Here is a 13,312-nt window from a genome sequence, read left to right as displayed (position 1 = left end):
GCCACATACACGGTGTTATCAGCTGACTTTTCTGTGGGGCACCGCGCACGCCTCATCCAAAAACTGCACCACCGTCCCCATGCACGCCTGCCGCTCTTCAACATGCGGCATGTGGCTGGAGTCTTCAAACAACGCCCAGCGCACATCGGCGATCTCATCCAGGAACGGCTTGACCACCAACGGCGTGGCCTCGTCATGGCGACCGGAAATCACCAGGGTCGGTACATTGACCTTCGACAGCCGGCCAATCACGTTCCAGTCTTTCAAACTGCCAATCACATGGAATTCCGTCGGGCCGCTCATGGCGTGATACACCGTCGGGTCGGCGTCCACCTGGGCGAACGTGCGGGCGACTTCTTCCGGCCATGGATTGACCCGGCACACATGCTGGTCATAGAAAATCCGCGAAGCCGCGAGGTATTCAGGGTCGTGGTAGGTACCGGCCTGTTCGTGCTTGAGCAGGGTCTCGTGTACGCCTTCAGGCAGTAATTTGCGCAGGCGGTTGGCTTCGCTGACCCAGGTACGCATGCAGGTCGGCGAGTTGGCCGGGATGAACGCCCGCAGGCCCTTGGGTTGCAGGATGGCGTGTTCGCTGCCGAGCATGCCACCCCAGGATTGCCCCAATATCGCGTAGTTGTTGCTGATTTGCAGGTGGTCCAGCAGGTTGTCCAGTTCTTCCAGGAACAAACTCACGGTCCAGAACGAAGGGTCTTTGTCAGGCAGGTGGGTGGAGCGGCCGTTGCCCAGTTGGTCGTAGTGAATGACCGCGTGGCCGCTGGCAGCCACGTCCTTGTAGGCGTCGACATAATCATGGGTACAACCCGGGCCACCATGCAGGATGACCAGCGGCGTGAGGCCGCTGTCCAGGTCGCCGGTGATTCGATACCAGGTTTGGTAGTCGCGAAAGGCCGCATAGCCTTCGCGGATTGTTTCGATGAATTCCATTTCGTGCCCTGCCCTGAGAAAAAGTGATCAGGTACACGATAGTCGGCACAGAAAGTTTAAGTAACTAGCAAAACAGCTAGGTTTTTCCTTCGGATCAATCTTCAAGCAACCGGTAGTGGGTGGCCCGTACCACCGCTTGGACCCGGTTCTTGGCCCCGAGCTTGTGCATGGCCGAAGCCAGGTGCAGGGTGACGACGGCCAAGGAACGGCTCAGTTGCGTGGCGATTTCGGCGGCGGTCAGGCCGTCGGCGGCCCATTTCAGGCATTCGCGTTCACGCTTGGTCAGGCGGATATGCGGGTATGAACGCAGCTCCTTGCTGAATAGCGGGTAGGCCGCTTCCTGCAAGGCGTGGGTAATCAGGCTGAATTCCGACAGGGTCTGGCGGGCATCCTGCAACACGGTGCTGGCCTTGCCGGTGCGCAGGCCGGTCAGTGAGGCGAAGCCGCCACGGGGCAGGTGGATCGGCACGCTGACGCCGCAGGTCATCTGCCGGTCGTGCAGGTAGCTGGATACGGGGGCGTGACACGGGTCGATGATCTTTTGCAGCGCAGTGTCGGCCTTGGCTTCGTAGGACCAGACAAACGGTGAAACCGTCGACAGTGCCAGATGCTGCACCGGATCGATCTGATAAAAGCCGGCGCTGCACCACAAGCTGTACCAGTCGGGGGGCGTATTGCGCAGTTGCAGCACAGAAGGGGTGATCAGTGCACCATTATGGTCAATGGGCACGGGGGTGTAGTCGTAGACCAGCGCATCAAAACCCAGGTTCTGGGCCAATACGAGGGTGTTGTCCATCTGTTCATCCAGGCTCCTGCCGGGGATGAGACGGTCATTAAATGCGGTTAGCCTGGCCAGCATCCGTTCTGCTCCCGAATTCGTTTGAATCTCGTCTTGCTGCAAGTAGAATGCCACGCCCCGGCGAAGGACTGCCAGACCAAACCTATAAGAATTACCAGGTTATGGACGCGCGGCATCCTCGGTAGTGTTGGCCTTTAAACGGCCACTATTCCCAGGGCCGACACACAACAAGGAATGTATGCATGTGGCGTGAAATTGCCCCCGACCAGCAGTACAACGTGCAAGTCGACGGCCACAACCTCGTGGCCTATAGCTTTGGCGAAGGCGATGAGGTGTTGCTGTGTCTCAATGGCGGCCCGGGGCTGCCTTGCGACTACTTGCGCGACGCTCATGGCTGGCTCAAGGACAACGGCCTGCGAGTGGTTGCATTCGACCAGCTTGGCACAGGCGCTTCAGCCAGACCGACCGATGTTTCGCTGTGGGAAATCGGCCGTTATGTCGAAGAAGTTGAAACCGTGCGCCAGGCCCTCGGCCTGGGCCGCGTTCACTTGCTGGGGCATTCCTGGGGCGGATGGCTGGGCATCGAGTACGCCATTCACTACCCCGACGCGCTGAAAAGCCTGATCCTGGAAAACACCGTCGGCGACATTCCGCACCTGTCTCTGGAACTGGAACGCTTGCGCGGAGCCCTGGGCAGCGAAACCGTGGCCATGATGCAACGCCATGAAGCCATGGGCACCCTTGACCACCCGCAGTACCAGGCTGCCATCACCTTGCTCAACTACCGCCACGTCTGCCGGCTGGACGAGTGGCCGGCGCCGGTCCAGCGCTCCCTTGGCGACTGGAACATGGGCCCCTACGAAACCATGCAGGGCCCCAACGAATTCCTCTACATCGGCAACCTCAAGGACTGGAACCGCATCCCCGAGATGGCCGAATTCAAGATGCCGATACTGATCACCACCGGCCAGCACGACGAGCTGACCCCGGCCTGCGCCATGCGCATGAAAAGCGCGGCCAGGCACGCCGAGCTGCACGTGTTCCCCAACAGCAGCCATATGCCGTTTTACGAAGAGCCCCAGGCTTACTTCCCGGTGCTGCTGGACTTTCTTGCTCGTCACCGAGGCTGACGGATGAACCTGGCGCGTTACCGTTTTGTGCTGTCCCGGCCGCTGCAATTGCTGCCGGTGCTGTTTGGCATCAGCCTGATCACCTTTGTGCTGGTGCGCTCGATTCCCGGCGACCCGGCGCGGGCCCTGCTGGGGTCACGCAGCACGCCGGACGCCTTGCTGAAGATTCGCGCCCAGTACGGCCTCGACCAGCCCTTGTGGCTGCAATATTTCTACTTCCTGAAAAACCTGCTCAAGGGCGACCTTGGCCAGTCGCTGCTGTACAAGGTCGACGCGCTGAAACTGATCGTCACCCGCATCGAGCCGACCCTGTTCCTGGTGCTCGGCAGTGTGCTGCTGGCGCTGTTGATCGCCGTGCCGCTGGCCACCGTGGCCGCACGGAATAAAGGCGGTTGGGCGGATAACCTGATCCGGCTGTTCACCACGGTCGGCCTGGGCATGCCGGCGTTCTGGCTGGGCTTGATGCTGATCCTGTTGCTCAGTGTGCAATGGGGATTGTTCCCGGTCTCCGGTTATGGGCGTACCTGGCTGGACAAGGCGCACCACATGGTGCTGCCTTGCCTGACCATCGCCCTGGCGTTGTCGGCGGTGCTGGTGCGCAACCTGCGGGCGAGCATGTTGATGGAGTTGCAGGCCGACCACGTCACCGCCGCCCGGGCGCGAGGGTTGTCGGAGGCGGCGGTGTTTCGTCGCCATGTACTGCCCAATTCCCTGGTGCCGGCGGTCAACCTGCTGGCCGTGAACATCGGCTGGTTGATCAGCGGCACGGTGGTGATCGAAAGCCTGTTCGCGATTCCCGGCATTGGCCAGTTGCTGGTGCGCGGGATCTTCACCCGCGACTACATGGTGGTGCAGGGTGTAGCGATGGTGCTGGCTTGCGCGACCGTGCTGGTCAACTTTGTCGCCGACGTGGTGACGGTCGCGCTGGACCCTCGAGTGAAAATGCAATGAGCAGCCGCCCGTTGATTGCCCCGTGGCGCTTGCGCCTGCGCTTTGGTTTTCGCAATGGCCGCCTGACCGCGGCCTGGGGCCTGTTGATTTTGCTGACATGGTTGGCGCTGGCCGTTTTCGCACCGTGGATCGCACCCTTCGATCCGATTGCGCAAAACACCGACATCAGTTTGCTGGGCCCCAGCCTGGCCCATCCATTTGGTACGGATAACTACGGTCGGGACATTCTTTCGAGGGTGATCTGGGGCGCGCGAATCGACCTGCAACTGGCGGTGGTCGGGGTGATCTTTCCATTCCTGATCGGCACCTTTGTCGGCGCGGTGTCCGGTTATATCGGCGGGCGGTTCGACAGCTTCTGCATGCGGGTGATCGACGTGATCCTCGCGTTTCCCTTCCTGGTGCTGATGCTGGCGATCATGGCGATCCTCGGTCCGGGGTTGAAGAGCTTTTATATCGCCATGGCGCTGGTGGGCTGGGTGTCTTACGCGCGGCTGATTCGCTCGCAGATCCTGGTGCTCAAGGAAAGCGACTTCGCCCTGGCCGCCAAGAGCCTGGGTTTTGGTCATGGGCGCATTCTGTTCCGGCATTTGTTGCCTAACGCGATGTTCGGCTCGATTGTGTTCTCGATGTCTGACGCGGTGCTGGTGCTGCTCAACGGTGCGGCGGTCAGCTACCTCGGTTTGGGCGTGCAACCGCCGACGGCCGAGTGGGGCACCATGGTTGCCGAAGGCCAGGCGTTTATCACCACCGCCTGGTGGATTTGCACCTTCCCGGGCCTGGCCATCGTGACATTGGCCATGGGCTTCAGCCTGCTGGCCGATGGCGTGGCGCAAGTGTTGGGGGACCGCTCATGAGCCTGTTGCAAGTGCAGGACCTGAGCGTGATCGCCAATAACACCGGGCGCGATGTGACGTTGGTGGACCGGGTGTCCTTCGACCTGGCCGAAGGTGAAATCCTCGGCCTGGTGGGCGAAAGCGGTTCGGGCAAGACCATGGCCTGTCGCGGGTTGATGCGTTTGCTGCCGTCCCCCAGCCTGCGGGTGCAGGGCGGCTCGGTGTGCCTCGCCGGCCAGGATTTGCTCGCGCTGGATGATGCCGGCATGCGCGCAGTACGCGGCGGAAAACTGGGAATGATTTTCCAGAACCCCAGCAGCCACCTCGACCCACTGATGCGCATCGGCGAGCAGATCGCCGAAGGTATCCGCCTGCATCAGGATGCTTCGAAAAAGGACGCACGCTTGCAAGCCATCGAGGTGCTGCGCCAGGTCGGGATTCCTGATCCGCCGGCGCGTATCGACAATTACCCTCACGAGTTTTCCGGCGGCATGCGCCAGCGGGCAATGATCGCCGTGGCCCTGGGCTGCAATCCCAGCGTACTGATCGCCGACGAGCCGACCACCGCCCTCGACGTCACCGTGCAGGCGCAGATCCTTCGCCTGCTGCTGGACCTGCGAGACCAGCGCGGCTTGTCGATCATCATGATCACCCACGACCTGGGCGTGGTGGCGCAAACCTGTGATTCCATCGCCGTGATGTACGCCGGTCGCCTGTGTGAGCACGGCAGCAAATACGAGCTGTTGGCGCACCCGCAACACCCTTACACCGCCGGCCTGATCGAGTGCCAGCCCGCCACCAGCAGCGGCCATGCCTTGTTGCGCACTATCGCCGGGCAGCCTCCGTTGCTTGATGCATTGCCCAAGGGCTGCCGGTTCAACCCGCGTTGCCCGCAGGTCGGCAGCTTGTGCACCGAGCTGCTGCCGGAAGGCGCACGAGTTGCCTGCCACTATCCCCTGGGAGTTCGCCCATGACGCTGTTGCAGGTGAATGACCTTGAGGTGCGATTTGCCACCGCTGGCAGCGGCCTGTTTGGCTTGAATAGACAGTGGGTGAGGGCGGTCAATGGTGTTTCGCTGACCCTGGCCGCCGGCGAAACCCTCGGTTTGGTGGGCGAGTCCGGCAGCGGCAAAAGCACCCTGGGCCGGGCGATCCTGCACCTCAACCCCATCAGCGCCGGGCAGGTGGTGTTTGACGGTATCGACATGGCCCACGCCGGGCCGGTCGACATCGCACGTCTGCGGCACGAGACGGCGATGATCTTCCAGGATCCTTACGCGGCCCTGAACCCGCGCCTGACGGTCGGTGAAACCATTGCCGAAGTGCTGCGGGTGCAGCGCAAGGTGTCGCCAGACAATATCCCGCGCCGGGTCAATGAATTACTCGACCTGGTAGGCCTGCGCCCCGAACTCGCCAGCCGTAAACCCGGCTCCCTGAGTGGTGGGCAATGCCAGCGCGTCGGCATTGCGCGGGCGCTGGCGGTGGAGCCGCGGTTGATCATCGCCGACGAATGCGTGGCCGCCCTGGATGTGTCGATCCAGGGTCAGATCATCAACCTGCTGCTGGAACTGCAACAGCGCATGAACCTGGCGATCCTGTTTATCGCCCACGACCTGGCCATCGTCCGCCGCCTGTGCGACCGGGTGGCGGTGATGTACCTGGGGAAAATCGTCGAGGAAGGCCCGGTGGAAGCGGTGTTCACCACGCCGCGTCATCCGTACACGGCGGCCCTGATCCAGGCGATTCCGGAGATTGATCCGTACCGCCCGCTGCCCAGCGAACCGTTGCCAGGCGAGCCACCGAGCCCGCTGAAACTGCCCGATGGCTGCGCCTTTCACCCACGTTGCCGGCATGCACGCGCCGTGTGTGCCGAGGTATTGCCGCCGACTCACTTTGTGCAAACGCATCGGTACAGTTGCGTGCTTGAAGAGCCTTTGACCCTATCTGCCACTCGTGAACAACCGCCGTTATAGACAAGGAGTTATGACATGCAATCCCGTCACTTGAAGTTGCTCGCCGCCGCCACGCTCACCGCCTGGTCGCTGACCGCCGGTATCGCCCACGCCGCGGGTGTGCTCACCATCGGCTGCCGCGAAGACAGCACCACCTTTGACCCGATCAAAAGCGCGCAGAACCGCGACACCTGGGTGTTCGCCAACGTCTACGACACCCTGGTGCGCGTGGATAACCTGGGCACCAAGATGGAACCGGGGCTGGCAGAAAGCTGGGACATTTCCAAGGACGGCCTGACGTATACCTTCAAGCTGCGTGCCGCAAAGTTCTCGGACGGCTCGCCGATCACCGCTGATGACGCCGCGTTCAGCCTGTTGCGCATCCGCGACAACAAGGCCTCGCTGTGGAGCGACCCGTTCAGCCTGATCAACACGGCCAAGGCCAGCGACCCGCAAACTCTGGTGGTAACGCTGAAGACCCCGGCGGTGGCCTTCCTCTCGCAACTCGCGTCGCCGACGGTATCGATCCTGTCGGAAAAGGCCATGACCACCATGGGCGAGGACGCCTACTCGGAAAACCCGGTGACCTCCGGAGCGTTTACCGTGGGCGAGTGGCGCAAGGGGGATCGGGTGATTCTGAAGAAGAACCCGAACTTCTGGCAGGCCGGCAAGGTGAGCCTGGATGGCGTGGAATGGGTGTCGGTCACCGATGACAATACGCGCATGCGCATGGTGCAGAACAACGAGCTGGACACAGCGATCTTCGTCCCGTTCTCCCGGGTGGAAGAGCTGAAAAAAGACAAGAACGTGGTGGTCCACTCCGACCCGTCGACCCGTGAAGATCACCTGTTGATCAACCATGCCCACGGCCTGCTGGCCAAGCCAGAAGTGCGTCAGGCGCTGGACATGGCCATCGATAAACAGTCGCTGGTGAAAACCGCCACCTTCGGTCAAGGCACCGTGGCCTATTCCTACATTCCGAAAGGTTCGCTGTACCACTACGCCAACAACCTGCAACGCCCGTACGACCCGACCGAAGCCAAGAAACTGCTGGCTGCTGCCGGTGCCCAGGATTTGAAGCTGAACTACGTGGTCAACGCCGGCAACGAAGCCGACGAGCAGATTGCGGTGATGATCAAGGATCAGTTGGCCAAGGTCGGCGTGACGGCCAATCTGCAAAAGGTCGACCCGACCCAAAGCTGGCAGATGCTGGTGGACGGCGAATACGACATTTCGGTGATGTACTGGACCAACGACATCCTCGACCCGGACCAGAAGACCACCTTCGTGTTGGGCCACGACACCAACCAGAACTACATGACCCGCTACAAGAACGACAAGGTCAAGGACTTGGTGGCGGCCGCGCGGATCGAAGCCGACCCGGTGAAGCGTGAGCAGATGTACATCGACCTGCAGAAAATGGCGAAACAGGATGTGAACTGGATCGACTTGTACTACAGCCCGTACATCAACATCTCACGCAAGAACGTCAGCAACTTCCTGCAAAACCCGTTGGGGCGCTTCACGCTTGAGGAAGTGGTGAAGAACTAAGCGTTGTAAACCCAAGTGGGGCCAGCCCTTTTGTGGTGAGCGGGCTTGCCCCGCGCTGGGCTGCGAAGCAGCCCTGAAGCCGGTCATCTCATTCTATCTGAAAGCATGCGGTGCCTTTATTGGGGCTGCTTCGCAGCCCAGCGCGGGGCAAGCCCGCTCACCACGAAAGCCAGCCAGTGTCTTTTATTGCGCGTCAAACGCTTGGCCATTGATGCCGGTACTGTCCGGCCCCATCAGGTACAGGTACACCGGCATGATGTCTTCCGGTGTCGGGTTATCGGTCGGGTTCTCCCCTGGATACGCCTGCGCCCGCATGCTGGTGCGGGTGGCGCCCGGGTTGATGCTGTTGGCACGCACCGGTGCCACGTTATCCAGCTCGTCCGCCAGGGTTTGCATCAGGCCTTCGGTGGCAAACTTCGACACCCCGTACGCGCCCCAATAAGCGCGGCCCTTGCGGCCCACGCTGCTGGAGGTGAACACCACCGATGCATCCTGGGACAGCTTGAGCAGCGGCAACAACGTGCTGGTCAGCATGAACATCGCGTTGACGTTCACGTGCATCACCCGCATGAAATTCTCACCCGACAACTGCTCGATGGGCGTGCGCGGGCCGATGATCGAGGCGTTGTGCAGCAGGCCGTCGAGGTGGCCGAATTCCTTTTCGATCATCGCTGCCAGCTCATCGTATTGATGGGGCAGGGCGGTCTCCAGGTTGAACGGAATCACCACGGGCTGTGGCTGGCCGGCCGCTTCGATTTCGTCATAGACCTGCGCCAGGTTGGCTTCGGTCTTGCCCAACAACAGTACGGTGGCGCCATGGGCGGCATAGGTTTTTGCCGCCGCCGCGCCAATCCCGCGACCGGCGCCGGTGACCAGGATGACCCGGCCCTTGAGCAGTTCTGGACGTGCGGAGTAATCAAACATAAACAACCTCGACAAAGTTCACAGAAAATCCATGTGATTCATTGCGGCTAAGGCTTCTGTGGCGAGGGAGCTTGCTCCCGTTGGGTGCGAAGCAGCCCATCTGTTTGCGACTGCTGCGCAGTCGAACGGGAGCAAGCTCCCTCGCCACAAAGGCGCATCAACCTCAAGCATTCCCGATCAGCAGCTGCACAGCGCGCTATCCAGCACTTTGCGCAATTCCAGCGGGTGATCCACCACCACGTCGGCTCCCCAGTTGCGCGGGTTGTCGTCCGGGTGGATATAGCCGTAGGTGACCGCAGCGGTTCGGGTGCCGGCGTCGCGGCCCGACTCGATATCCCGCAGGTCATCACCCACGAACAGCACGCTGGCCGGGTCCAGGTTGAGCATCTTGCACGCCAGGATCAGCGGCTCCGGGTCTGGCTTGCTGTTCTTCACGTGGTCCGGGCAGATCAACAGCGCCGAGCGTTCCGCCAGGCCCAGTTGCTGCATGATCGGTTCGGCAAAGCGCAGCGGCTTGTTGGTGACCACGCCCCAGATCAGCCTGGATTTTTCGATATCGGCCAGCAGCTCTTCCATGCCCTCGAACAGCTTGCTGTGAATCGCGCAGCCCTTGAGGTAGCGCTCCAGGAATTCCTGGCGCAGCTCTTCAAAGCCTGGGGATTCGGGGTCCATGGAAAAGGTCACGGCGACCATCGCCCGGGCGCCGCCGGAGATTTCATCGCGGATGTGCTGGTCGTTCATCGGCGCCAGGCCGCGGTCGGCCCGCATGGCCTGGCAGATGGCGATAAAATCCGGCGCGGTGTCCAGCAGGGTACCGTCCATGTCGAAAAGAACCGCTTGCAACTTCACAGGCTTACTCCTCGCGCAGGGTCTGGATCATGTAGTTGACGTCAACGTCGCTGGCCAGCTTGTAGTGCTTGGTCAGCGGGTTGTAGGTCAAGCCGATGATGTCCTTGACGGTCAGCCCGGCCTGGCGGCTCCAGGCGCCCAGCTCGGAAGGGCGGATGAATTTCTTGAAGTCATGGGTGCCGCGGGGCAGCAACTTCATGATGTATTCGGCACCTATGATCGCGAACAGGTACGCCTTCGGATTGCGGTTGATGGTGGAGAAGAACACCTGGCCGCCGGGCTTGACCATGCTGAAGCACGCGCGGATCACCGAGGACGGGTCTGGCACGTGCTCGAGCATTTCCAGGCAGGTGACCACGTCGAACTGCCCGGGCATCTCTTCGGCCAGCTCTTCGGCGGTGATCTGCCGGTATTCGACGTTCACGCCCGACTCCAACTGATGCAACTGGGCGACGGCCAGTGGCGCTTCGCCCATGTCGATACCCATCACGGTGGCGCCGCGCTGGGCCATGGATTCGCTGAGAATGCCGCCGCCGCAACCCACGTCAAGCACCTTCTTGCCGGCCAGGTTGACGCGCTCGTCAATCCAGTTGACCCGCAGCGGGTTGATGTCGTGCAGGGGTTTGAACTCGCTTTCGCGGTCCCACCAGCGATGGGCCAAGGCTTCGAATTTGGCGATTTCAGCGTGGTCGACGTTGCTCATGGGGAATCCTCTAAATCTGATAAAACGTTTTGCCGGCCCTGGCGTTCGTTGCCAGGGCGGGCGTTATTCGCTGTGTCCGCTGATGCGTTGGCCCCAGGCGATGGCCGTGGCGCACAACTGTTCTTCATCCAGGCGGGTCAGTTGCCGGTCGTCGAGCAATTGCTTGCCGCCGACCCAAAGGTGTTTCACACAATCGCGTCCGGTGGCATATATAAGCTGTGAGACCGGATCGTAGATCGGTTGTTGCGCCAGGCCCGACAAGTCGAAGGCCACGATGTCGGCGGCCTTGCCCACTTCCAGCGAGCCGATTTCACTTTCCTGGCCCATGGCCCGGGCGCCGTTGAGGGTGGCCATGCGCAACGCGCGGTGGGCATCCAGGGCGGTGGCCGAGCCGGCGACGGCCTTGGCCAGCAACGCGGCGGTGCGGGTTTCGCCCAGCAGGTCGAGGTCATTGTTACTGGCGGCGCCGTCGGTGCCTACTGCCACATTGACGCCGGCTTGCCACAGGCGCTCCACCGGGCAGAAGCCACTGGCCAGTTTAAGGTTGGACTCCGGGCAGTGGATCACGCTGGTGTTACTTTCTACCAGCAACGCCAGGTCGTCATCGCTGATTTGGGTCATATGAACGGCCTGGAAGCGCGGCCCCAGCAAGCCCAGGCGACCGAGGCGTGCCAGCGGGCGTTCACCGCGCTGCTCAACGGACTGCTGCACTTCGAAAGCGGTTTCATGCACGTGCATATGGATCGACGCGTCCAGCTCCTCGGCGATCACCCGGATTTTTTCCAGGTTTTCATCGCAGACGGTGTACGGCGCGTGGGGGCCGAAGGTGATTTTGATCCGCGGGTGGTGCTTCAGGTCGCCGAACAGCTCGACGCCCTGGCGAATGGCCTCATCGGCATCACTGGCACCAGGAATCGGGAAATCAAGGATCGGGATGGCGATTTGCGCACGAATACCTGCGTTGTGTACGCGTTCGCTGGCGACTTTCGGGAAGAAGTACATGTCCGAGAAGCACGTGATGCCGCCCTTTATCTGCTCGGCGATCGCGAGGTCAGTGCCATCGCGTACGAAGGCTTCATCGACCCACTTGGCCTCGGCGGGCCAGATGTGGTTTTCCAGCCAGGTCATCAGCGGCAGGTCGTCGGCCAGACCGCGAAACAGCGTCATCGCCGCGTGGCCGTGGGCGTTGATCAGGCCGGGGCTGAGCAGCATGCCCGGCAGTTCACGCACCTCGGTCGCTGCGAGCTTCAAGGCCGCCGCGCGTGGGCCGATAAACGCAATGCGCCCGTCGCGAATGCCCAGGCCGTGCTCCTTGAGCACTACGCCAGCAGGCTCGACAGGTACCAGCCAGGTGGGCAGCAGCAATAAGTCGAGCGGGGCGGCAGTCGGTGTCATCGAGGGCGGTTTCCCTGGCATCTATAAAGAACGGCGAAGTATACCCGAGCGTCCTGGCTGGCGGATCGCTATAATCGGCGGCTTTTGTTCATGAGTGCGGGGTGAGGGATGCGCGATCGACTGTTGGCTGCGGAGAAAGTGAGGGCCATCGAGTGGCGTGATGGCGCACTGTACCTGCTCGATCAGCGTATTTTGCCGGCTGCGCAAACCTGGGTGGCCTGTACCAGTGCCGCCGAGGTGGCCGAGGCCATTCGCTTGATGGTGGTGCGCGGCGCGCCGGCCATTGGTATCAGTGCAGCGTATGGCCTGGTGCTGGCCGCGCGTGCTCACATCGCCGAGGGCGACGACTGGCAGGCTGCCTGGGAAGAGGACTACGCGCTGCTGGCGGATACCCGTCCGACCGCGTCGAATCTTTTCTGGGCCATGAAGCGCATGCGCGATTGCCTCGATCGCCTTAAGAAACACGCCGATCCGCTGGCGGTGCTGGAGGCCGAGGCGGTGGCGATTCACCAAAGTGATCGTGAAGCCAACCTCACCATGGCGCAGTTGGGCGTGGAGCTGATCCGCAAGCATCAGGGCAACGTCCAGGCAATCCTGACCCATGGCAATGCCGGGGCGCTGGCCACGGGCGGCGTGGGCACCGCTCTCGGGGTGATTCGCGGGGCGTTCCTGGAAGGCATGGTGGAGCGGGTCTACGCCAACGAAACCCGGCCCTGGTTGCAAGGCTCGCGGTTGACGGCCTGGGAGCTGGCCAACGAGGGAATCCCGGTCACTGTGAATGCCGATTCGGCCGGCGCGCACATTCTCAAGACCAAGGGCGTGACCTGGGTGATCGTCGGCGCCGATTGCATTGCCGCCAACGGTGACGTGGTCAGCAAGATCGGCACTTATCAATTGGCGGTGTGTGCCATGCATCACGGCGTGCGCTTCATGGTGGTGGCGCCCAGTTCCACCATCGACATGATGGCGGCCAGCGGCGATGACGTACCGCTTGAAGAGCGCGATGCCCGGGAGTTGCTGGAAGTCGGCGGCACCCGTGTGGCGGCTGATGTGGACGCCTTCAACCCGGTGTTTGACGTAACGCCGGCGGACCTGATTGATGTGATTGTCACCGAAAAAGGCATCGTCGAACGTCCCGACACGGCGAAGCTGGCGCAACTGATGTGTCGTAAACGCCTGCATTAAGGCAATTTGCCCGCCAAAAACGCCTTGGATCCAGCTCTAAGGCCCTCTCGTCGCCGTCAAGCCTGTCATCCGTCAACTTACTATGCTCCATGCGCA

13 protein-coding genes are annotated in these 13,312 nt (G+C 61.8%); 7 read left to right on the top strand and 6 right to left on the bottom strand.

The genetic code is table 11. The features are described from left to right. Positions 1–18: 18 nt before the first annotated feature. A complete protein-coding gene (locus MUM_RS0127460; RefSeq protein WP_010176246.1) occupies positions 19–945 on the bottom strand; it encodes a proline iminopeptidase-family hydrolase in 927 nt (308 codons plus the stop codon). A 94-nt stretch (positions 946–1,039) separates the two neighbouring features. After that, positions 1,040–1,804 (bottom strand): LuxR family transcriptional regulator, encoded by a 765-nt coding sequence (locus MUM_RS0127455; RefSeq protein WP_010176245.1) that lies wholly within the window; start codon positions 1,802–1,804, stop codon positions 1,040–1,042. Positions 1,805–1,986: 182 nt separating this feature from the next. Between MUM_RS0127455 and MUM_RS0127450 the strand changes: the two genes are divergently transcribed. The 6 genes from MUM_RS0127450 to MUM_RS0127425 are packed head-to-tail and all read left to right on the top strand — an operon-like array spanning position 1,987 to position 8,160. Beyond that, the gene (locus MUM_RS0127450; protein ID WP_010176244.1) at positions 1,987–2,874 is read left to right on the top strand and encodes a proline iminopeptidase-family hydrolase; all 888 of its coding nucleotides are present in this window, start codon (positions 1,987–1,989) and stop codon (positions 2,872–2,874) included. 3 nt (positions 2,875–2,877) lie between these two features. Next, entirely contained in the window at positions 2,878–3,825 is a 948-nt protein-coding gene (locus MUM_RS0127445) for an ABC transporter permease (protein ID WP_010176243.1), read from the top strand. After that, the gene (locus MUM_RS0127440; RefSeq protein WP_010176242.1) at positions 3,822–4,679 is read left to right on the top strand and encodes an ABC transporter permease; all 858 of its coding nucleotides are present in this window, start codon (positions 3,822–3,824) and stop codon (positions 4,677–4,679) included. The genes MUM_RS0127445 and MUM_RS0127440 overlap by 4 nt, the downstream gene beginning before the upstream one ends. Next, positions 4,676–5,632, top strand: a complete 957-nt coding sequence (locus MUM_RS0127435) for an ABC transporter ATP-binding protein (RefSeq protein WP_010176240.1) — start codon at positions 4,676–4,678, stop codon at positions 5,630–5,632. The genes MUM_RS0127440 and MUM_RS0127435 overlap by 4 nt, the downstream gene beginning before the upstream one ends. After that, positions 5,629–6,630, top strand: coding sequence for an ABC transporter ATP-binding protein (locus tag MUM_RS0127430; protein ID WP_010176239.1), 1,002 nt, complete (start codon positions 5,629–5,631; stop codon positions 6,628–6,630). The genes MUM_RS0127435 and MUM_RS0127430 overlap by 4 nt, the downstream gene beginning before the upstream one ends. Positions 6,631–6,645: 15 nt before the next feature. Continuing rightward, complete coding sequence (locus tag MUM_RS0127425; protein WP_010176238.1) at positions 6,646–8,160, top strand: ABC transporter substrate-binding protein; 1,515 nt, start codon at positions 6,646–6,648, stop codon at positions 8,158–8,160. Positions 8,161–8,343: 183 nt separating this feature from the next. Here the strand turns inward: MUM_RS0127425 and MUM_RS0127420 are convergent, their stop codons facing one another. The 4 genes from MUM_RS0127420 to MUM_RS0127405 all read right to left on the bottom strand — a co-directional run bounded on the left by MUM_RS0127420 (position 8,344) and on the right by MUM_RS0127405 (position 12,031). Next, on the bottom strand, positions 8,344–9,084 hold the full coding sequence (locus MUM_RS0127420) for a YciK family oxidoreductase (protein WP_010176237.1): 741 nt from the start codon (positions 9,082–9,084) through the stop codon (positions 8,344–8,346). 177 nt (positions 9,085–9,261) lie between these two features. Continuing rightward, positions 9,262–9,933, bottom strand: a complete 672-nt coding sequence (gene mupP, locus MUM_RS0127415) for an N-acetylmuramic acid 6-phosphate phosphatase MupP (protein WP_010176236.1) — start codon at positions 9,931–9,933, stop codon at positions 9,262–9,264. A 4-nt stretch (positions 9,934–9,937) separates the two neighbouring features. Next, positions 9,938–10,636, bottom strand: coding sequence for a bifunctional 2-polyprenyl-6-hydroxyphenol methylase/3-demethylubiquinol 3-O-methyltransferase UbiG (ubiG, locus tag MUM_RS0127410; protein WP_010176235.1), 699 nt, complete (start codon positions 10,634–10,636; stop codon positions 9,938–9,940). Positions 10,637–10,699: 63 nt separating this feature from the next. Beyond that, the gene (locus MUM_RS0127405; RefSeq protein ID WP_010176234.1) at positions 10,700–12,031 is read right to left on the bottom strand and encodes a TRZ/ATZ family hydrolase; all 1,332 of its coding nucleotides are present in this window, start codon (positions 12,029–12,031) and stop codon (positions 10,700–10,702) included. 108 nt (positions 12,032–12,139) lie between these two features. Between MUM_RS0127405 and mtnA the strand changes: the two genes are divergently transcribed. Further along, positions 12,140–13,216, top strand: coding sequence for an S-methyl-5-thioribose-1-phosphate isomerase (gene mtnA / locus MUM_RS0127400; RefSeq protein ID WP_010176233.1), 1,077 nt, complete (start codon positions 12,140–12,142; stop codon positions 13,214–13,216). The last annotated feature ends 96 nt before the right edge of the window (positions 13,217–13,312 follow it).

Origin of the sequence: Pseudomonas sp. PAMC 25886, from assembly GCF_000242655.1 — a bacterium.
GTDB lineage: Bacteria > Pseudomonadota > Gammaproteobacteria > Pseudomonadales > Pseudomonadaceae > Aquipseudomonas.
Note: the sequence above shows the minus strand (reverse complement) of the source record. Positions and strands in the feature narration are given on the sequence as shown.